This is a genomic window from Micromonospora sp. BRA006-A (assembly GCF_033433935.1).
GTDB lineage: Bacteria > Actinomycetota > Actinomycetes > Mycobacteriales > Micromonosporaceae > Micromonospora > Micromonospora aurantiaca.
This window is the reverse complement of record NZ_JANCLW010000001.1, coordinates 2,166,488-2,187,136: the sequence shown is the minus strand read 5'-3', so window position 1 is coordinate 2,187,136 and position 20,649 is coordinate 2,166,488. Positions and strand designations below refer to the sequence as shown.

Here is a 20,649-nt window from a genome sequence, read left to right as displayed (position 1 = left end):
GGTCACCGCCGCTTCGCGTTGGCGCGGTCCTGCAGGCCTTCGCCGAGCAGGCTGAACCCCAGGACGCAGACGAACAGGGCCAGGCCGGGCGGGACCGAGGTCCACCACCGGCCGCCGACCACGTCCGCGGCGCCGAGGCTGATCATGGCGCCCCACTCCGCCTCGGGGATGCTCACGCCCAGGCCGAGGAAGGAGAGCCCGGCCAGGGTGAGCATGGCCCAGCCGCAGTTCAGCGGCGCGATCACCCGGACCGGGGTGAGGCTGTTGGGAAGCAGGTGCCGCCAGAGCACGCCGACCGGCGACGCGCCGGAGGTGATGGCGGCGTCCACGAACGGCAGTTCCCGCAGCGACCGCACCTCGGCGCGGACCAGCCGGGCGTACGCCGGCGCGTTCACCGCCGCGATCGTGATGATCAGGTTGATGGTGCCGTTGCCGAGCAGCGCGGCCACGGCGAGCGCCAGGATGAACGTGGGGAACGACTGGAAGATGTCGACCACCCGCATCAGCACGTCGTCGAGCCAGCCGCCGAAGTAGCCGGCGACCAGGCCGAGCAGCGTGCCGACGACCACCGCGAGCGCGACCGCGGCCAGCGCGATGCCCAGGTCGAGCCGGGCAGCGTGGAGCACCCGGCTCCAGATGTCCATGCCGTTGCCGTCGGTGCCGAGCAGGTGGCTGCCGCCCGGCGCGACGAGCGTGTTCGCCGCGTCGATCTCGGTCTCGCCCCACTGGCTCAGCAGCGGCGCGAACACCGCCAGCAGCGCGACCACCGACAGGATGCTCGCCCCGGCGATGATCATGCGGCGGGCGAACCGGCTGTCCCGGTCGCCGCCGGGCACGACCACCGGCGCGGCGGCGGGACCGTCGGGGACGGTTCGCAGCTCGGCCATCAGAGCCTCACTCTCGGGTCGAGGATCGCGTGGACCACGTCGGCGATGAGGAACACCAGCACGTAGCACAGCGCGATGACCAGCACCGACGCCTGCACCACGGGGTAGTCCCGGTAGAGCAGGCCGCGCAGGGCCCACTGGCCGAAGCCCTGCCACGAGTACACGTACTCAACGAGCACGGTGGAGCCGATCGCCGTACCGAAGACCAGCGCGGCCAGCGACGGCAGCCGGACCAGCGTCGCCCGCAGCAGGTAGCCGTAGTGCAGCGTGCGGTCGCGCAGCCCGTGCGCCTTCGCCGCGGCGTACGACTCCGAGTGCAGCACCTCCAGCGCGGAGGCCCGGACGCTGCGCAGCAGCGGGGCCATCACGCCGACCACGAGGGTCAGCACCGGCAGCACCAGGTACGCCGCGGCCGAGGCGATCGCCGGCCCGTTGGCGGTGAGGACGGCGTCGACGAGGTCGGCGCCGGTGAGCGGGGTCAGGCCGGTGTCCGGGTCGACCCGGCCGTTGGGCGCCGGGAACCAGCCGAGGATGCTGTAGCCGACGAGCACCAGCACCAGGCCGAGCCAGAACTCCGGTACGGAGTTGCCGACCAGCGCGAAGATCCGGACGCTGTGATCGCCGGCCCGGTTGGCCCGCTTGGCCGACCAGATGCCCAGCACCGTCGCCACCACGAGCGCGATGCTCACCGAGATGACGACGAGCTCCAGGGTCGGACCCACCCGCAGCGCCATCTCCGAGCCCACGGAGCTACCGCTCTGGATCGACGTCCCGAAGTCACCGGTGAGCAGCCCGCCGAGGTAGTCGAGGAACTGCTGCCACAGGGACTGGTCCAGCCCGAAGCGGGCCCGGGCGGCGGCGGCGTCCTCCTCGGTGGCGTTCTGCCCGAGGATGCTGCGGACCGGATCGCCCGGCAGCACTCGGACCAGGAGGAAGGCCAGGACGACCACTCCGAGCAGAACGGGGATCAGCTGGAGTAGTCGCCTGACGACGAAGCGGAAGATACGCATGGGTGGGTGACGTTCCTAGGCCGACGCGCTCAGGTAGCGCAGGCGGGCGAGGCCGTCCATCGGCTGCACCCAGCCGGCGACGGACTCCCGGACGGGCAGGTTGAAGTTGGGCTGGCAGATGACCACCCACGGCACGTCGGCGGCGAGGATCTCCTGGACCCGCTTCCACAGCGCGTTACGGGCGGCCGTGTCGACTGTGGTGTGCGACTTCTCGTAGATCTGCTCGATCTCCGGGTTGCTGTAGTTCGAGTAGTTGAGGTTGGCGCCCTTGACGAAGCTGGTCGCCAGCATGTATTCGACGTCGTCCACCCAGAGCTGCCCGGAGGTGATCTGGAGCGGGATGTTCTTCTTGGTCCGCCGCTCGCCGAGGGTGGCCGGGTCCAGCGGGGTCAGCTTGAGCCGGATGCCGGCCTTGGCCGCCTCGCCCTGGACCTGGACGGCGATCTTCTGCTGCTCCTCGTTGTCGGCCTCGAAGACCAGCTCGGAGTCGAGCGACGCCCGGCCGGCGGCGGCCATCGCGGCCTTCGCCTTCTCCAGGTCGTAGGTGAACGGGTAGCCGCTCTCGTCGTAGCCGGGCATGTCCAGCGGGACCGGGCTCTTGGCCGCGCGGGCGTCGCCGCCGTACACGTTGTTGATGATCTGCTCGTAGGGCACCGCGTACGCGAGCGCCTTGCGGACGTTCACGTCGTTGAACGGCGCCGCGGTGACCGACATCTGGATGGCGACCTGGCGGTTGCTGGCCGCCGAGATGACCTTGATGCCTGGGGCCTTCTTCAGGTCCTGGATGTCGCGCTGGCTGATGCCCAGGGCGATGTCGATGTCACCGGCCTGGAGCTGGAGGCGCTGGTTGGAGGCGGCCGGCACCACGGAGATCCGGATGGTCGGCGTCTTGGCCGGGTCCGGGCCCGGGTAGCCGGTGTTCGCGCTGAGTTCGATCTCCTGGCCCTGGGTGGCCTTGGCGACGTTGAAGTAGCCGCCGGTCGGCGGGTTCTTCGCGAACCACTCCTTGGCCCAGGGGTCGCTGCCGCCGGCGTGCTTCTTGGCCTCGACGGAGTCGAAGACGTACAGCGAGATCGCCTGGATCTGCCGGGTCAGCGCGCTCGGGAACGCCTGGTGGAACTCCACCGTGTAGTCGTCGACGACCTTGACCTGGTCCGCGCTGGTCAGGCCGATGGTGCGGTAGACGCCGGCGACGTTGGCCTGGGCGGCGAACGCGCGGTCCTTCGACCACTTCACGTCCGCGGCCTTCATCTCGTTGCCGCTGGCGAACTTGACGCCGCGACGCAGCTTGAGCGTCCACACCTTCTGCTCGGCGTCCGGCTCGAACGACTCGGCGAACGTCGGGGTGATGTTCTGGGTGTCGAGGATCTGGCTGCCGCCGGCGTTTGTGACCCCGTAGTCGATCAGGTACGGGAATACGTTCTTGTAGAGCATCAGCGCGGTCAGGTCGAAACCGACGAAGTCCTGGTCCCAGCTCGACAGGTAGCTGGAGACGGCGATGCGCAGCGTCTTGGCGGAGGCGCCGCCGGACTTGCCGTCCGTGGACTTGCTGCCGCTGTCCGCGGCGCAGGCGCCGGTGGCGAACAGGAGCGCGACGCTGCCACCCAACTGCAGGACGCCGCGGCGGGAGAGCGCGGGCGAGGAGGCGCCCGGACGGGGTGAACGAGCCATGAGAAGCCCTCCTAGAAGCACGAGGCGAATGGCCCGAGCTGCGGACCTACCTGGTGTTCTACCGGATTAGGCACGAGTGAACAATAGGGTGAACGGTGTTCACCGAACACGCCCGCGCTGTGAAATTTGAGCGCTCCCGAAGTGCGGGATGACTCCCGTGTCAGCGTTCACAGGAGTTCACCGAAACGTTACGTACGACGGATCGAACGGGGCCGGAAGACGCCGATGACCCCGGGAGGGACACCCGGGGTCATCGTGCGCGCGGCCTGTCGTTCGACGACGCGGCCGACGTGTTCCGCTCGGCCGGCCCCCTCCTGGCACCGGTCAAGCAGTACGTCGAGCAGGCGCTGCTGGTCATCCTCGCCGCGGCGGTGGTCGCCTACGAGCCGGAGGTGATCGTCCTCGGCGGCGGCGTCTCCCACGCGCTCACACCCGACCTGGTGCGGCTGCGCGGCCGGCTGCACGAGATCGCGCCCGCCGCCGAGGCGGACCTCGCCCGAGTGCCCCAGCCGGACGCCCTCGCCGGCTGCGACCTGCCGGCCCCGGCCGGCCGCGCCCGAGCGGACGGCGCCGCCTGCGCCGCGCTCACCTGTGAGCGCTCACCCGGCCGTCCACCCGGTATTCCGCCGGACCCGGCCGGTTGAACATGTTATCGATAACCTGCTATGTTCCGGCACGGGAGCGAAGGGCACGCTCCCCGTCACCCCCGCAACCGGCAAGGCGACCCGGGGCACCGTCCTCGCCGCCCCGCCGGTCGGTGACCAGTCCGGGCCGCTCCGCCGATGCACGCCGACGCAGGCGGCCAACGGACGACTTCGGCCCCGGCCGCACGCGCGGCTCCGCGCCCTCTTCGCAGGCGACGTCGGCATCGATGGACGGCCCGGCCTGCACCGCCACCCAGGGCAAGGAGTCCAGCAATGGCGAAACGAACACCCCTTCTCTCATCCATCGCCGCAGCGGCAGTGCTCCTCGCTGCGGTCGCCGGCGGCGCGCTCAACGGCGGCCTCGGCGAGACGGCGCAGGCGTCGACGAACGGCACGCTCGCCGCGACCGCCGGCTGCGGAAAGGCGCCCACGCTGTCCAGCGGGACGCGCACCATCTCCAGCGGCGGCCAGAACCGCAGCTACATCCTGCGCATCCCGGACGGGTACGACCGCAACCGCCCGTACCGGCTGATCTTCGGGTTCCACTGGCTGAACGGCTCGGCGAACAACGTCGCCTCGGCCGGCTACTACGGCCTGCTGCCGCTGTCGAACAACAGCACGATCTTCGTCGCGCCGCAGGGCATCGACAACGGCTGGGCCAACACCAACGGCCGGGACCTGACGCTGTTCGACGACATCTCCCGGCAGATCGAGAACGACCTCTGCGTCGACACCAGCCAGCGGTTCGCGCTCGGCTGGAGCTACGGCGGGGCGATGAGCTACGCGGTGGCCTGCGCCCGGCCCAACGTCGTCCGCGCGGTCACCGTCATCTCCGGCGCCAACCTCAGCGGCTGCAACGGCGGCACCCAGCCGGTCGCCTACTTCGGCATCCACGGCATCTACGACAGCGTCCTGAACATCTCCATGGGCCGGTCGCTGCGCGACACGTTCGTCCGCAACAACGGCTGCACCGCGCAGAGCCCGCGCGAGCCGAGCCGGGGCAGCCTCACCCACATCACCACCACGTACTCCGGCTGCCGCGAGGGCTACCCGGTGCAGTGGGCCGCGTTCGACGGCGACCACACCCCCAGCCCGGTCGACGGGTCGTCCAGCCCGAACGACTCCCGGACCTGGACGTCGGGGGAGATCTGGCGGTTCTTCAGCCAGTTCGCGTCCACCACGCCGCCGCCGACCACCGCGCCGCCGACCACCGCCCCGCCCACCACGCCTCCGCCCACGACGCCGCCGCCGACCACCCCGCCGCCGAGCGGTGAGCCGGGCGCCTGCACCGCCACCTACCGGACCGTGAACACCTGGCCCGGCGGCTACCAAACATCCGGATCAAGGAACTCGGCGGCACGACGCCGCCGCCGACCACCCCGCCGCCGAGCGGTGAGCCGGGCGCCTGCACCGCCACCTACCGGACCGTGAACACCTGGCCCGGCGGCTACCAGGCCGAGGTCACCGTGGCCAACAACGGCGCCACCACGCTCAACGGCTGGACCGTACGCCTGACCCTGGCCTCCGGCCAGGCGATCAGCAGCCTCTGGAACGGCGTCAACACCGGCACCTCCGGCTCGGTGTCGGTCCGCAACGCGGCGTACAACGGCACGCTGGGCGCGAACGCCTCGACGACGTTCGGGTTCACCGCCACCGGGAACGGCGCCACGGCGCCCAGCGGCGTCAGCTGCACCAGCCCATGACCGGGCCGGCCCGCCGATCCCCGCACGGGGAGCCGGGCCGTGGGGTGGCACCGCGCCGTCCCCGGCCCGGCACCAGTCGGGACGACGTGCGGTCCCGTCGGAGGCCCGGATATGCTCTAATTAACTCTGGTCGATGTTTGCGCTAACATTTGCGATCCCGCAGGCCATCGCCACCACCAACTGGGGAACGCAGCGCGACTCTTGTTAGCGTTTACACCGACGGCCATCCACAACTCGCGACACTCGGCCCCGCCGGCCGGACGGTCGCGCGTACCCGAGGAGCCGTCATGGTGATCCCCCGTCCCCGGCCCGCCCGATCCGGGCCATCGCGTCTCGTCACACCCGCCCTGGTTCTCGCCCTGGCCGCCACCGCCGGCGGCCTGACCCTCGCCGCGCCCCCCGCGCAGGCGGCCACCACGATCACCGTCAACGGCGCCTCCGGCGGCCGGACGTTCGACGGGGTCGGCGCGGTCAGCGGCGGCGGCGGCAACAGCCGGCTGCTGATCGACTATCCGGAGCCGCAACGCGGGCAGATCCTGGACTACCTGTTCAAGCCCGGCTACGGCGCCGCGCTGCAGATCCTCAAGGTGGAGATGGGCGGCGACACCAACTCCACGAGCGGCTCGGAGCCGAGCCACGAGCACGTCCGGGGCGACCTGAACTGCAACCGCGGCTACCAGTGGTGGATCATGGAGCAGGCCAAGGCCCGCAACCCCGCCATCAAGCTGGCGGCACTGCCCTGGGGTGCTCCCGGGTGGATCGGCAACGGCAACTTCATGTCCCAGGGCATGATCAACTACTTCGTGGACTGGCTGGGCTGCGCGCGGCAGCACAACCTCACCATGGACTACATCACCGCCGCCCAGAACGAGAAGCGGACCGACGCCAACTGGACCATCAGCCTGCGCCAGGCGCTGAACGCCAACGGGTACAGCGGCGTGAAGATCATCTACGGGGACGACTACCCGGGCAGCTGGGGCCCGGCGAACGCCGTCGCCAGCAACACCACGCTGCGCAACAGCATCGACGTGCTCAGCGGCCACTACCCGTGCGGCTACCTCAGCGCGCAGACCACCTGCACCGTCTCGTCCACCGCCACCAGCACCGGCAAGACGCTGTGGAACAGCGAGGGCGGCTCGCAGGACTACAACGACGGCGCCAAGCCGCTCGCCCGCGGCATCAACCGCGGCTACATCGACGGCCGGATGGTCGCCTACCTCAACTGGGATCTGATCGCCGCGATCACACCGAACCTACCCTGGTCCACGGTCGGGCTGATCCTGGCCAACCAGCCCTGGTCCGGCTGGTACTCGGTCGGCAAGAACACCTGGGCGCTGGCGCACACCACCCAGTTCACCGCGCCCGGCTGGCGCTACCTCGACTCGTCCTCGGGCTACCTGGGCGGCAACCGCAACAACGGCAGCTACGTGTCGCTGCGCTCCCCCACCGGCGGCGACTACAGCACCGTCATCGAGACCATGGACGCCACATCGGCGCAGCAGCTCACCGTGAACGTCACCGGCGGCCTCCCCACCGGTCAGGTGCACGTGTGGTCCACGAACCTGAACTCGACGAACCCGAACGACTTCTTCGTCCGCGGCGCGGACATCACCCCGTCGGGCGGATCGTTCTCGCTCACTGTCCAGCCCGGACACCTCTACACCGTCACCACGACCACCGGGCAGGGCAAGGGCACCGCCACCAGCCCGGCACAGGGCTCGCTCGGCCTGCCGTACCGGGACGACTTCGACGGGTACGCCGCCGGTCGGATACCGAAGTACCTCCAGGACATGCAGGGCGCGTTCGAGACCGTCGGCTGCGGCGGCGGCCGGGCCGGCATGTGCCTGCGGCAGATGTCCGCGCAGGCCCCGATCACCTGGAAGACGCTCGCCGACCCGGCCACCTACGGCGGGAACCTGAGCTGGGGCAACTACACCGTCGCCGCCGACGTCCTGCTCGAACAGTCCGGCTACGCCCAGATCCAGGGCCGCGTCGGCACCACGAACCTCGACCCGATCGGCCGGTACAACGGCTACTTCCTGCGCGTCACCGACTCCGGCTCATGGTCGATCCTGCGCAACAACACCGCCGGGCAGCTCGCCACGCTGCGCAGCGGGAACGTCGCCGCGCTCGGCACCGGCCGCTGGCACAGCCTCGCGCTGGGCTTCGCCGGCTCCACCATCACCGCCACCATCGACGGCACGACCGTCGGCACGGTCACCGACTCCACGTTCGGCACCGGCCAGGTCGGCTTCGGCACCAGCCAGGGCGGGACCGCCCAGTTCGACAACCTGTCGGTGGTCGCCGGCCCGGGCGGCAACCCCGGGGGTACGAGCGGCGCCCTGCTCAACCCCAACTCCAGCCGCTGCCTGGACGTGCCGAACCAGTCCCAGACCAACGGCACCCAGACCACGTTGTGGGAGTGCAACGGCGGCGCGAACCAGCAGTGGACGGCGACCTCCGGCCGGCAGCTCCAGGTGTACGGCAGCAAGTGCCTCGACGCCGAGGGCCAGGGCACCTCGTCCGGCACCCGGGTCATCATCTGGGACTGCAACGGCGGCGCCAACCAGCAGTGGAACGTCAACACCGACGGCACGATCACCGGCGTCCAGTCCGGACTGTGCCTGAGCCCGAACGGCGGCGGTACCGGCAACGGCACCCCGATCGTCCTGTCCGCCTGCACCGGCGGCAGCAGCCAGAAGTGGAGCCGGGCGTGACGGCCCGACCTTCGCCGACCGTACCCATCGGCCTACCGGGGAGATGACCTGTGACCTCAACGCTATGGAGACCCGACCGCCGGACCAGACGATGGCTCGCGCTGGCCGTGACCATGCTCGCCCTGCTCGGGCTGGCCCCGGTCGTCGCCGGAGGGCTGAAGCCGACCGTCGCCCGGGCGGACAACCCGATCGTGCAGACGATCTACACGGCCGACCCGGCCCCGCTCGTGTACGACAACCGGGTCTACCTCTACACCGGCCACGACGAGGACAACTCGACCTGGTTCACCATGAAGGAGTGGCGGGTCTTCTCGTCCGACGACATGGTCAACTGGACCGACCACGGATCGCCGCTCAGCCTCGCCACGTTCAGCTGGGCCAAGCAGGACGCGTGGGCCGGCCAGGCGGTCCACCGCAACGGCAAGTTCTACTGGTACGTGCCGATGGTCGTGCGCGCCACCGGCCAGATGGGCATCGGGGTGGCGGTGGCGGACAGCCCCACCGGTCCGTTCCGCGACGCCATCGGGCGTCCGCTGGTGAGCAACGGCGAGATCGACCCGACCGTGTTCATCGACGACGACGGCCAGGCGTACCTGTACTGGGGCAACCCGCGCCTGTGGTACGTGAAGCTGAACGCGGACATGATCTCGTACTCGGGCAGCCCGACGCAGATCCCGCTGACCACCGCGGGCTTCGGGGCGCGGACCGGTGACGCGAACCGGCCCACCCTCTACGAGGAGGGGCCGTGGGTGTACAAGCGCAACGGCCTCTACTACATGGCGTTCGCGGCCAGGTGCTGCTCCGAGTTCGTCGCCTACTCGACCGCGCCCGGGCCGCTGGGCCCGTGGACGTACCGCGGGACGATCATGCCGACCCAGGGCAGCAGCTTCACCAACCACCCGGGGATCATCGACTTCAAGGGCAACTCGTACTTCTTCTATCACAACGGCGCGCTGCCCGGCGGCGGCGGTTTCACCAGGTCGGTGGCGGTGGAGAAGTTCTCCTACGGCGCGGACGGCTCGATCCCCACGATCAACATGACCGTCACCGGCGCCCCGCAGGTCGGCACCCTGGACCCGTACGCCCGGCAGGAGGCCGAGACGATGGCCTGGGGGCAGGGAGTGGAGACCGAGGCGTCCTCCCTGGGCGGGCGGAACGTCGGTTACATCGACAACGGGGACTACATCAAGGTCAAGGGCGTGGCCTTCGGCGCCGGCGCGACCAAGTTCACCGCCATGGTGGCCTCGGCCGGTGGCGGGGGGTCCATCGAGCTGCGCCTGGACAGCGTGACCGGCCCGCTTGTGGGCACCTGCCAGGTGACCCCCACCGGCGGCTGGCAGACCTGGACCAACCCGAGCTGCCCGGTCAGCGGGGCCACCGGCACCCACGACCTCTACCTGCGGTTCACCGGCGGCAGCGGCTCGCTGTTCAACATCGACCACTGGTGGTTCACCTCCAGCCTCAGCGGCACCCCGCCGCCGGTCCCCCCGTCGACCCCGCCGCCCTCCTCTCCCCCGCCGTCCACCACGCCGCCGCCGACCGGCGGCGCCTGCACCGCCACCTACCGCACCATGAACTCCTGGTCCGGCGGTTTCCAGGCCGAGGTGACGGTCACCGCGGGCGCCGCGGCGCTCAACGGCTGGTCGGTGCGGTGGAACCTCGCCGGTGGTCAGAGCATCAGCCAGGTCTGGAGCGGCACGCTGAGCACCAGCGGATCCACGGCGACCGTCCGCAACGCGGCGTACAACGGCTCCGTGCCGGCGTCCGGCTCGACCACGTTCGGCTTCATCGCCGACGGCTCCCCGTCCACCCCGTCCCTGACCTGCACCAGCCCGTGAGAGGAGCGTTCATGCGTACGACAGCGAGGAGATGGCTCACCGCGGGCGCCGCGCTGGCGCTGCTGGCCGCCGGTGTGCTCACGCCCGCCGGCCCGGCGGGCGCCGAGTCGAACGGCGGCACCCGGGTGATGCCGCTCGGTGACTCCATCACCGAGGGCACCCAGGTGCCGGGCGGCTACCGGATCGGCCTGTGGCAGCGGCTGGCCGGCGGCGGCTACCGGGTCGACCTGGTCGGCTCGCAGTTCAACGGGCCGGGCAACCTCGGCGACCACGACCACGAGGGGCACCCCGGCTGGCGCATCGACCAGATCGACGCCAACATCACCGGCTGGCTGAACGCCTACCAGCCGCGCACCGTGCTGCTGCACATCGGCACCAACGACATCCTGCAGAACTACAACGTCTCGACCGCGCCGAACCGGCTCTCCTCGCTCATCGACCGCATCACCGCCACGGCACCGAACGCGGACGTGTTCGTCGCGCAGATCATCCCGCTCGCCAACTCCGGCCAGGCGGCGGCGGTGCGCACGTTCAACGCCGCGCTGCCCGGCATCGTGCAGTCGAAGGTGAACGCCGGCAAGCGGGTCCACCTGGTCGACCAGTACTCGGCGCTGACCACCGCCGACCTGATCGACGGCATCCACCCGACCGCCACCGGCTACGACAAGATGGCGGCGGTCTGGTACCGCGCGTTGCAGTCGGTGTCCGGCAGCATCGGCACCCCGGGTAGCGGCGGCGGCACGTACCAGAACGTGCAGCTCGTCGGTGCCGGCTCGGGCCGGTGCCTGGACGTGCCGAACGGCAGCACCACGAACGGCACCGCGGTGCAGCTGTACGACTGCTGGGGCGGCACCATGCAGCGCTGGACCTACACCTCGGCCAAGCAGTTGCAGGTGCTCGGCAACAAGTGTCTCGACGCCAGCGGGCGGGGCACCGCGAACGGCACCAGCGTGATCATCTGGGACTGCAACGGCCAGCCCAACCAGCAGTGGAACCTCAACGCCAACGGCACGATCAGTGGGGTCCAGTCCGGGCGCTGCCTGGACGCGGCCGGCTACGGCACCGCCAACGGGACCAGGATCAACCTCTGGGACTGCCACGGCGGCACCAACCAGCAGTGGAGCGCACGCGCCTGACCGGCGTGCGACGGGCTTCCCGGCGGACACCGCCGGGGAGCCCGTCGCAGGCGGCGCCCGCCGCATGACCAGCGGCGGACCCGGCGGGTACGTAGAGTGAGAGCCATGTCGAAGCCGCCGCTGCCCGAGCCCGCCGTCGCCATGCTGGGCAAACCGAATCCCGCCGTCATCGCCACGCTTCGCGACGGCCAGCCGGTGTCCGCGGCCACCTGGTACCTCTGGGAGGACGGCCGCGTCCTGGTGAACATGGACGAGGGCCGCCGGCGGCTGGCGCACCTGCGCAGCGATCCCCGGGTCTCCCTGACCGTGCTGGACGAGGGGAACTGGTACACCCACGTCAGCCTCATCGGGCGGGTGGTCGAGCTGCGCGACGACGAGGGCCTGGCGGACATCGACCGGATCTCGCAGCACTACACCGGGAAGCCGTACCCGCGGCGGGACCGCGCCCGGGTCAGCGCCTGGATCGAGATCGAGCGATGGCACGGGTGGGGTGCGCACAAGGACAACAGCCAGACCGGCTGACGGCGCCCCCACGATGTCCGACCCATACGGAAGAGTGTCGGGCATGAGTGAGCCGTACGACCCGAAGGCAGCGCTGCACCACTACCTGCGCGGGATCCGGGCGGACCTGATCTGGAAGCTCGACGGGCTGAGCGAACGCGACGCCCGGCTTCCCCGCACCGCGACCGGCAACAACTTCCTGGGGCTGCTCAAGCACTGCCTGAACGTCGAGGCCGGCTACTTCGGGCAGGCGTTCGGCCGCGAGTTCCCCACTCCGCAGGAGCTGGTGCCGTCCGACGCGTTCGACGCGGACCCGCAGGCGGACTGGTACGCCCGGGCCGACGAGACCAAGGACGGGCTGATCGACCTGTACCGCCGGGTCGGCGCGTTCGCGGACGAGACGATCGAGACGCTGCCGCTGGACGCGCCGGGGCGGGTGCCGTGGTGGCAGCCGGGCCGGCAGGACGTGACGCTGCACCAGGTCATCGTGCACGTCTGCGTCGATCTGGCCCGGCATGCCGGGCACGCCGACATCATGCGCGAGCAGCACGACGCGGCGATCGGGCTGGGGCAGGACGACCGGAACATCCCCGACGGCTACGACTGGCCGGCGTACGTCAGCAAGCTGTCGGCGCTCGCCGACCGGTTCGCGTAGGCGGCGTTCCGGTATGCCGAGCCGGAAGTTTCAACCATATTTCGGACAGCGGATCGACAGGACCAGCAGCATCGTGAAGCATCTATCCCATGAAGATCCGGCCCGCCGTCGCCCCGCCGGCCGCTGAGGACACCGGTCCCGAGCAGCCGCCCGCCGACCAGCCCTCGGACGACCGCCCCTCGGACGAGCGCCCCGCGGACGGCAGACGCCGGTGGCGGCCGAACCCGGAGTGGACGCTGGCGATCCTGGGCAGCCTGCTGCTGGCGGTGGTGCTGACCTGGCCGACGATGCGGCACCCGGCGACCACGATCCCCGGCGACCTCGGCGACCCCACGTTGCAGGCGTGGCAGGTCGCCTGGTCGGGGCACGCCCTGCTCAGCGACCCGGCGAACCTCTGGAACTCCAACACGTTCTATCCGGAGCGTTACACCTACGCCTACAGCGACACCCTGCTCGGGTACGCCCCGTTCGGGATGCTCGGCTCCGGCTTCGAGGCAGCGGTGATCCGCTACAACGTGCTCTACGTGCTGCTGCACGCGCTGGCGTTCCTCGGGGCGTACGCGCTGGCCCGGCAGCTCGGCGCCAACCGCTGGGGCGGTGCGGTCGCCGGGATCGCGTGGGCGTACGCGCCCTGGCGGCTGGCGCACTCCGGTCACCTGAACATCCTGTCCAGTGGCGGGATCGCGCTGGCGCTGGCGATGCTGGCCCGCGGTCACGGCTGGTCGCTGCGCCACGGCTACCGGCCGGAACGCCGCAAGCCCGGCTGGGCGGTGGCCGGGTGGCTCGTCGCGGCCTGGCAGGTCACGCTCGGCTTCGGCATCGGGCTGCCGCTCGTCTACTTCCTGCTGGCCGCCGTGCTGGTGGCGGCGGGCTGCTACGGCTGGTCCTGGTGGCGCAAGCGGGAGCGGCCCCCGTTCGGCCGGCGGCTGCTGATCGCCGACCTGGCCGGCGGCGCCGTGTTCGGCACCGTGACGCTGCTGCTCGGGCTGGTCTACCTGCGCGTGGTCGACCTCAACCCGCAGGCCGTCCGCTCGCTGGACTGGACCAGGATGTTCTCCCCGCCGCTGATCGGGTTCATCACCGCGCCCGGCGACTCGTGGTTGTGGGGGGAACGGCACGCCGCCGCCCGCGAACAGCTGACCTGGCCGCCGGAGATGGCACTGCTGCCCGGCATGACGCTGATCGGGCTGGCCGCGGCGGGATTGTTCGTCTCGGCGTTCCCGGTGCGGCATCGGGTCGCGCTGGGGCTCGGCGTGACCGGCACCGTGCTGCTGGGCCTGGGCGCCACGCTCGGCGGCGACGGCGACCCCGGCTACCTGACGTTGTCAAACCTCCTGCCGGGATGGGACGCGTTGCGCACCCCGGGCCGGATGATGCACTGGACCAGCCTGCTGCTCGCCGTGCTCGCGGCCGGGCTGGTGACAGCGCTTGCCGAGTCGTGGCGCCGGCCCGCCGCCGCACGCGCGTCCCGGGCGGTGGCGGCGCTGGTCCTGCTGGTGCCGCTGGCCCTGGTGACGCTGGAGGGCGTGAACCGCACGCCGCACCCGGTGGTGCCGACGCCACCGGCGGCGATGCGGACCGCGCCGGAACCGATGCTGGTGCTGCCCGCCGGCGGGGTGGGCGACCTGAACTACATGCTGTGGTCGACCGACGGCTTCCCCCGGATCACCAACGGGCTCGGCGGTTTCGAGCCGGTCACCCAGGCCCAGACGCGGGTCGCCGTGGCGACGTTCCCCGACGCGGGCAGCGTGGCGTACCTGCGCGGGATCGGCGTGCGGTCGGTCGTCGCGGTGCCGAGCCGCGCGGCGGGTACGCCGTGGGAGGGCATCGAGACCCGGCCGGTCGACGGGCTGGGCATCACCCGGGAGGAGTTCGATGGCACGCTTGTCTACCGCCTCTGACGCCGTGGGCGCCGGTCCCGTGTGCCCGGGCCGGGCGGGGTGAGCGCCGTGCGGTTGTCGGTGGTGGTGCCCTGCTTCAACGAGGAAGCGTCGGTGGAGCGGCTGCACGAGATGCTCAGCGTCGCGTTCGCCGAGCTGACCGACGTGGACGTCGAGGTGGTGTACGTCGACGACGGAAGCGAGGACGGCACGCTGGCGGCACTGCGCCGGCTCGCCGCCGCCGACCCGGCCGTCTGCTACACGTCGCTGAGCCGCAACTTCGGCAAGGAGGCGGCCATGCTCGCCGGCCTGCGCCGGGCCACCGGCGACGCGGTGGTCATCATGGACGCCGACCTGCAGCACCCGCCGCGGTTGCTGCCCGAGATGGTGATGCTCTACCGCCAGGGCTTCGACCAGGTGATCGCCCGCCGGGACCGCCGCGGTGACCGGTTCATCCGGATGGTCGCCTCGCGCTCCTTCTACCGCCTGGTCAACTGGTGGATAGACGTACGCCTGCTCGACGGCGCCGGCGACTTCCGGCTGCTGTCCCGGCTCGCGGTGAACGCGATCCTGGCGATGCCGGAGTACAACCGTTTCTCCAAGGGCCTGTTCTCGTGGATCGGTTTCCGCACCGCCGTGGTGGCGCACCGCAACGAGACCCGGCAGGCCGGGCGGAGCCGCTGGACGTTCGGCAAGCTGTTCAACTACGCGTTCGACGGCCTGCTGTCGTTCAACAACCGGCCGCTGCGCCTGGCGATCTACGGCGGCCTGTTCCTCACGCTCATCGCGGTGGGCTACATGGCCTGGGTGGTAGCGGACGCCGTGGAGAAGGGCATCGACGTGCCCGGCTACACCACGATCATCGTCAGCGTGATCGGGCTCGGCGGCATCCAGATGATGATCCTCGGGGTGATCGGCGAGTACATCGGCCGGATCTACTACGAGACCAAACGCCGCCCGCACTATCTCGTGCAGGAGACCGAGCGCGTCGTCGATGCCCCCGGCCGGACCTCCCGGATTCCGGAGCAGCGTACGGCCACCGGCGAATCGATGGCCGGCGAGACCGGCTGAGCAACCCCCGATCGGTGGGTGCCGATAGGCGCAGAATCGTTCTCTTTTCGCAGGTGGCGGGCGGTTGCTATGGTCGCCCGCGACGCCGGAGACCGGCGCCGAGGAAAGGGTTGCGATGGGGCTGATGGACAAGCTCCGGGGCGAACTCATCGACATCATCGAGTGGCTGGACGACAGCCGCGACACGATGGTCTGGCGGTTCCCCCGGTATCAGAACGAGATCAAGATGGGCGCCAAACTGGTCGTCCGGGAGTCCCAGACGGCGGTGTTCGTCAACGAGGGGAAGATCGCCGACGTCTTCACACCGGGGACGTACACGCTGGAGACCCGCAACCTGCCGATCCTGTCCACCCTGAAGGGCTGGAAGTACGGCTTCAACTCGCCGTTCAAGGCCGAGGTGTACTTCGTCAACACCCGACAGTTCACCGACATGAAGTGGGGCACCCAGAACCCGGTCATCCTGCGCGACGCCGAGTTCGGCGTGGTCCGGGTACGGGCGTTCGGCGCCTTCGCGGCCCGCGTGGTGGACGCGTCGCGCCTGCTGCGGGAACTGGTCGGCACCGACCCGCAGTTCCGCACCGAGGAGGTGCAGGAGTACCTGCGGCAGCTCATGGTGGGACGCCTCGGCGGCGCGCTCGCCACGGCCGGGGTGCCGCTGCTGGACCTCGCCGCGCACCAGGACGCGATCGGCCGGCGGCTGGCCGCGGTGCTGACCGAGGAACTGGCCGAGGTCGGAATCGCGATTCCCACGTTCGTCATCGAGAACGTGTCGGTGCCGCCGGAGGTCGAGCAGGCGCTGGACAAGCGGACCAGCATGGGCGCGGTCGGCGACCTGGACCGGTACACCCGTTTCCAGGCCGCGAACGCGATGGAGGCCGCGGCGAACAACCCGGGTGGCGAGGCGGGCGCGGGCATCGGCCTGGGCATGGGCATGGCGATGGGCCAGCAGATGGCCCGGTCGATGGGCGGAGGCGCGGCCACGCAGCCGGCGCAGCCCGCCCCCGCGCAGCCGGCCGCCGCCGAGCCGCCGCCGCTGCCGGGCCAGGCCCAGTGGTACGTCGGCGTCGGCGGCCAGCGGCAGGGCCCGTACGATCTCGGCGCGCTGACCGAGCAGGCGAACGCGGGTGCGCTCGGCGCGGACACGCTCGTCTGGCGTACCGGGATGGCGCAGTGGCAGCCCGCCGGGCAGGTGCCCGAGCTTGCGTCGGTGCTCGCCAGCGTCCCGCCGCCGCTTCCGCCGCAATGAGTGACACGGCTGTCTCGCCGCCCTCCTACCAGTGCGGGGGGTGCGGCGCGCGGGTCGAGTTCGCGCCCGGCACGACCGCACTGAGCTGCCCGTACTGCGGGCACCGGCAGGAGATCGCCGGCGCCGGCCGGGAGGTGCGCGAGCACGCGTACGCGGAACTGGCGTCGCTGCCCCGCAAGCCGGTGGCGAGCGTCGGGGCGCACACGTTCGTCTGCCCGGGCTGCGGCGCTCGGACGGAGAGCGACGCGCTGGCGCAGCGCTGCCAGTTCTGTGCGGCTCCCCTGGTGGCCGACGCCGGGGCGGGTGAGCTGATCGCGCCGGAGGCGGTGCTGCCGTTCGCCGTCGACCGCAACGGTGTGCGGACGGCCCTGGGCCAGTGGTGCCGCAGCCGCTGGTTCGCGCCCGGGAGCCTGAAGAAGATCAGCGAGGCGGAGACGCTGAAGGGCACGTACCTGCCGCACTGGACGTTCGACGCGCGGACCGTGTCGGACTACCAGGGTCAGCGGGGCGAGCACTACTACGTCACCGAGACGTACACGGTGACAGTCGACGGCAAGCAGGAGACGCGGACCCGGCAGGTGCGGCACACCCGGTGGCATCCGGCCGTCGGCACCGTACGCCGGGACTTCGACGACGTGCTGGTGCCCGCCACCACCCACCTGCCCACCGAGCAGTTGGACAAGCTGGCGCCGTGGCCGCTGACCGAGGCGGCCGCGTACCACGGCGACTACCTGGCCGGATACCAGGCGCTGCGGTACGACACCGAACCCGAGGCGGGCCTGACCGAGGCGAAGGCGCGGATGGCGCCGGTCATCGAGGGGGACTGCCGGTCGGACATCGGCGGTGACGAGCAGCGGGTTTCCGCCGTGGACACCACGTACTCCGACGTGTCGTACAAGCTGATCCTGCTGCCGGTGTGGATCGCCGCGTACCTGCACGCGGGCCGCTCGTACCAGGTGCTGGTGAACGCGCGTACCGGTGAGGTCATCGGCGAGCGTCCCTACAGCACGGCGAAGATCGTGGCGGCGGTGCTGGCCGCGCTGGCGCTCGTCGCGCTCGTGGTGGCGTACGCGATGAGCCGCTGACGCGTACGGGCCACCGGTGTGCCGACCGGTGGCCCGTGCGCATCGCGCGAGGGAGATGTCCGAGCGGCCGATGCGCCGCCGCGCGGGTCCACAGCAGAGTGAGGGTACGACGAACCATCGGCCGGGCGGCGGCGGAGGGAAGCCCCGATGGACTCACTGCGGAAGACCTCGCTGGTCGCGGGCGGCGCCTATCTACTCACCTTCGTCTCGATCCCCACCGTCGGCCTGTACGCCCCGGTCCGCGAGCCGGACTACGTCCTCGGCACCACCTCGCAGGCCCCGGTCGTCCTCGGCGGCGTCCTGGAGATGATCGTCGCGCTCGCCTGCATCGGCACCGCCGTCGCGCTGTACCCGGTGCTCCGGCAGCAGGGCCCGGCCCGCGCGCTGGGCTTCGTCGGCGCCCGGGTGCTCGAAGCCGCCGGCATCATGATCGGTGTCGCGAGCATCCTGACGCTCGTCGCGCTGCGGGACTCCGCGGCGGGGCCGGACGCGCTCGTGACCGGCCGCGCGCTCGTCGCCTTCTACGACTCGGTGTTCCTGCTCAGCCAGGGCTTCCTGCCCGCGGTGAACGCGCTGCTGCTGGGCACCCTGCTGTACCAGTCCCGCCTCGTGCCGCGCTTCCTGCCGGTGCTCGGGCTCGTCGGCGCGCCTCTGCTCGTCGCCTCCGACCTCGGCACCCTGTTCGGCGCCTGGGACCGGCTGTCAGCGGTGGCGGCGGTCGCCGCGCTCCCCATCGCGGTGTGGGAGTTCTCGCTCGGCGTCTACCTGGTCGTCAAGGGCTTCCGGCCCTCCCCCGTCACGGCCGGCGCGGTGGAGCCCCGGCCGGTCCGGGACGCCACCGTCTGAGCCCTGTCATGCCCGCGCGCCGCCGTCGACCCGCAGCACCGTACCGGTGACGAAGGAGGCGCGGTCGCTGAGCAGCCACGCGGCGGCCTGGGCGATCTCGTCGGGTTCGGCGGACCGGCGCAACGGCGTGGCCGCCGCGAGCCGGTCGATGATCCCGGGCGACTCGGCGTCCCAGGACCGCATCATCTCGGTGAGCGTGCTGCCCGGGGCGATCGCGTTGACCCGGATGCCCTCCGGTCCGTAGGTGACCGCCGCGGACTCGGTGAGGCTGTTCACCGCGCGCTTCATCGCCCCGTACGCGGGCAGTGCGGGGTTGCCCATCAGGCTGCCGACGCTGGAGTTGTTCACGATCGCGCCGGTGCCGGCGGTGGCCCGGATCGCCGCGACCTCGGCGACCATGGCGAGCCACGGCCCTTTGAGGTTGACAGTGTAGACGTGGTCGAAGTCGTCTTCGCGTACCCGGTCCATCGGTCCGGGCGGCACGATCGTCGCGCCGTTGTTGAAGGCGACGTCGAGGCGGCCGTACACCTCGACCGCGCGGTCCACGGCGGCGCGCACGCTCGCCGCGTCGGCCAGGTCGCAGACGACGTACTCGGCGGTGCCGCCCGCGGCCCGGACCTGCTCGGTGACCGCCTTCAACTGCTCCTCGGTCCGGGCGGCGAGCAGCACCCGGGCGCCCTCGGCGGCGAACAGCCGGGCCGCCGCGGCGCCGATGCCGCGCCCGGCGCCGGTGATGAAGGCGACCTTGCCGGCCAGCAGGCCGGCGGTCGGGTGGACGATCGTGTCGGTTCGTGTGGTGTCCATGCCGGCAAGCCTGCGTCCGGTCGCGGAGCCCATCCAGGTACCGCCGGTACCTGGATACGCGCCGCCGCACGAGGGCACACTGGGGTCGTGGACCGACGTGAGCTGGCAGTGTTCCTGCGCAGCAGGCGGGAGCGGATCACCCCGGCCGACGTGGGCCTGCCCGCCGGACGGCGTCGCCGCACCCCGGGACTGCGCCGCGAGGAGGCGGCGCGGCTGGCGTTCATCTCCACCGAGTACTACACCCGGCTGGAGCAGGGCCGGGGTCCGCGTCCGTCGCGGGAGGTGCTGGCCGGGCTGGCCCGCGCGCTGCGGCTGTCCGACGCCGAACGCGACCACCTCCACCACCTGGCCGGGGCACCGCCCGCGCCGCCGTCCGGGCCACCCCGGGAGGTACGGCAGAGCGTGCTGGACCTGCTGCACCGGCTGCCGCAGGCGGCGGCGTTCGTGACCTCCGCGACGTTCGAGGTGATCGCCTGGAACGACCTCGCGGCAGCGCTCATGGAGGACTTCTCCGCGGTGTCCCGGCGGGACCGCAACCTGGTCCGCCGGGCGTTCCTGGGCCCGCACCTGATGTACGGCGTGTCGGACGCGAGCGAGTTCGCCCGCCACTCGGTCGGGCGGCTGCGTGCCGCCGCGGCCCGCTATCCGGACGACCCGGAGATGGGCGCGCTGATCGCGGAGCTGCTCGCCGGGAGCGAGGAGTTCGCCCGCATGTGGGCCTCCCACGACGTCGGCGGCGCACGGACGCTGTGCAAGACGTTCCGGCATCCGGTGGTCGGGCCGGTGACTGTCAACTGCGACGTCCTCGACATCACCGACCGCGACCAGCAGGTGGTCATCTACACCGCCACGCCCGGCTCCCCCTCGGAGGAGGCGCTGCGGCTGCTCTCCGTGATCGGCACCCAGCGGATGACTGTCGAGCACTGAGCCGCCCGCCGTCGGTGGAACGTCACGG

General features: G+C 71.3%; 18 protein-coding genes. 14 read left to right on the top strand and 4 right to left on the bottom strand.

Translation table 11 applies throughout. The annotated features are described in order from the left end of the window. Window positions 1-2: 2 nt before the first annotated feature. Genes NMK34_RS10495 through NMK34_RS10485 form a run of 3 tightly spaced genes read right to left on the bottom strand, consistent with a single transcriptional unit; the run spans window position 3 to window position 3,568 of the window. Entirely contained in the window at window positions 3-887 is an 885-nt protein-coding gene (locus NMK34_RS10495) for an ABC transporter permease (protein ID WP_194800793.1), read from the bottom strand. Then, window positions 887-1,897, bottom strand: a complete 1,011-nt coding sequence (locus NMK34_RS10490) for an ABC transporter permease (RefSeq protein WP_318333211.1) — start codon at window positions 1,895-1,897, stop codon at window positions 887-889. Before NMK34_RS10490 ends, NMK34_RS10495 begins: the two co-directional genes overlap by 1 nt. Window positions 1,898-1,912: 15 nt before the next feature. After that, complete coding sequence (locus tag NMK34_RS10485) at window positions 1,913-3,568, bottom strand: ABC transporter substrate-binding protein (protein ID WP_318333210.1); 1,656 nt, start codon at window positions 3,566-3,568, stop codon at window positions 1,913-1,915. Window positions 3,569-3,858: 290 nt separating this feature from the next. On the opposite strand from NMK34_RS10485, the gene NMK34_RS10480 reads away from it, so the two are divergent. From NMK34_RS10480 to NMK34_RS10420, 13 genes are all read left to right on the top strand, one after another. Continuing rightward, window positions 3,859-4,212: a hypothetical protein gene (locus NMK34_RS10480; protein WP_318333209.1), complete on the top strand. Its 354-nt coding sequence runs from the start codon at window positions 3,859-3,861 to the stop codon at window positions 4,210-4,212. 273 nt (window positions 4,213-4,485) lie between these two features. After that, on the top strand, window positions 4,486-5,643 hold the full coding sequence (locus NMK34_RS10475; RefSeq protein WP_318333208.1) for a cellulose-binding protein: 1,158 nt from the start codon (window positions 4,486-4,488) through the stop codon (window positions 5,641-5,643). Further along, a complete protein-coding gene (locus NMK34_RS10470) occupies window positions 5,640-5,915 on the top strand; it encodes a cellulose binding domain-containing protein (RefSeq protein ID WP_053065541.1) in 276 nt (91 codons plus the stop codon). Before NMK34_RS10475 ends, NMK34_RS10470 begins: the two co-directional genes overlap by 4 nt. Window positions 5,916-6,202: 287 nt before the next feature. Beyond that, window positions 6,203-8,632 (top strand): ricin-type beta-trefoil lectin domain protein, encoded by a 2,430-nt coding sequence (locus NMK34_RS10465; protein WP_318333207.1) that lies wholly within the window; start codon window positions 6,203-6,205, stop codon window positions 8,630-8,632. 113 nt (window positions 8,633-8,745) lie between these two features. Then, window positions 8,746-10,470, top strand: coding sequence for a family 43 glycosylhydrolase (locus tag NMK34_RS10460; protein ID WP_318336313.1), 1,725 nt, complete (start codon window positions 8,746-8,748; stop codon window positions 10,468-10,470). A gap of 11 nt (window positions 10,471-10,481) precedes the next feature. Further along, a complete protein-coding gene (locus NMK34_RS10455; RefSeq protein ID WP_318333206.1) occupies window positions 10,482-11,606 on the top strand; it encodes an RICIN domain-containing protein in 1,125 nt (374 codons plus the stop codon). Window positions 11,607-11,711: 105 nt separating this feature from the next. Next, the gene (locus NMK34_RS10450; protein ID WP_194800788.1) at window positions 11,712-12,128 is read left to right on the top strand and encodes a PPOX class F420-dependent oxidoreductase; all 417 of its coding nucleotides are present in this window, start codon (window positions 11,712-11,714) and stop codon (window positions 12,126-12,128) included. 43 nt (window positions 12,129-12,171) lie between these two features. Further along, window positions 12,172-12,762, top strand: a complete 591-nt coding sequence (locus NMK34_RS10445) for a DinB family protein (protein WP_318333205.1) — start codon at window positions 12,172-12,174, stop codon at window positions 12,760-12,762. 89 nt (window positions 12,763-12,851) lie between these two features. Continuing rightward, window positions 12,852-14,663, top strand: coding sequence for a hypothetical protein (locus tag NMK34_RS10440; protein WP_318333204.1), 1,812 nt, complete (start codon window positions 12,852-12,854; stop codon window positions 14,661-14,663). A 48-nt stretch (window positions 14,664-14,711) separates the two neighbouring features. After that, window positions 14,712-15,713, top strand: a complete 1,002-nt coding sequence (locus NMK34_RS10435) for a glycosyltransferase family 2 protein (protein ID WP_402812457.1) — start codon at window positions 14,712-14,714, stop codon at window positions 15,711-15,713. A 115-nt stretch (window positions 15,714-15,828) separates the two neighbouring features. Next, window positions 15,829-16,959, top strand: a complete 1,131-nt coding sequence (locus NMK34_RS10430; protein ID WP_318333202.1) for an SPFH domain-containing protein — start codon at window positions 15,829-15,831, stop codon at window positions 16,957-16,959. Then, the gene (locus NMK34_RS10425) at window positions 16,956-18,044 is read left to right on the top strand and encodes a hypothetical protein (RefSeq protein WP_318333201.1); all 1,089 of its coding nucleotides are present in this window, start codon (window positions 16,956-16,958) and stop codon (window positions 18,042-18,044) included. The genes NMK34_RS10430 and NMK34_RS10425 overlap by 4 nt, the downstream gene beginning before the upstream one ends. Window positions 18,045-18,191: 147 nt before the next feature. Beyond that, window positions 18,192-18,890, top strand: a complete 699-nt coding sequence (locus NMK34_RS10420) for a DUF4386 domain-containing protein (protein WP_318333200.1) — start codon at window positions 18,192-18,194, stop codon at window positions 18,888-18,890. Window positions 18,891-18,896: 6 nt separating this feature from the next. Here the strand turns inward: NMK34_RS10420 and NMK34_RS10415 are convergent, their stop codons facing one another. Beyond that, the gene (locus NMK34_RS10415) at window positions 18,897-19,694 is read right to left on the bottom strand and encodes a glucose 1-dehydrogenase (RefSeq protein ID WP_318333199.1); all 798 of its coding nucleotides are present in this window, start codon (window positions 19,692-19,694) and stop codon (window positions 18,897-18,899) included. 87 nt (window positions 19,695-19,781) lie between these two features. Here NMK34_RS10415 and NMK34_RS10410 point away from each other — a divergent pair, with 87 nt between their 5' ends. Continuing rightward, window positions 19,782-20,621: a helix-turn-helix transcriptional regulator gene (locus tag NMK34_RS10410; RefSeq protein ID WP_318333198.1), complete on the top strand. Its 840-nt coding sequence runs from the start codon at window positions 19,782-19,784 to the stop codon at window positions 20,619-20,621. Window positions 20,622-20,649: the final 28 nt, after the last annotated feature.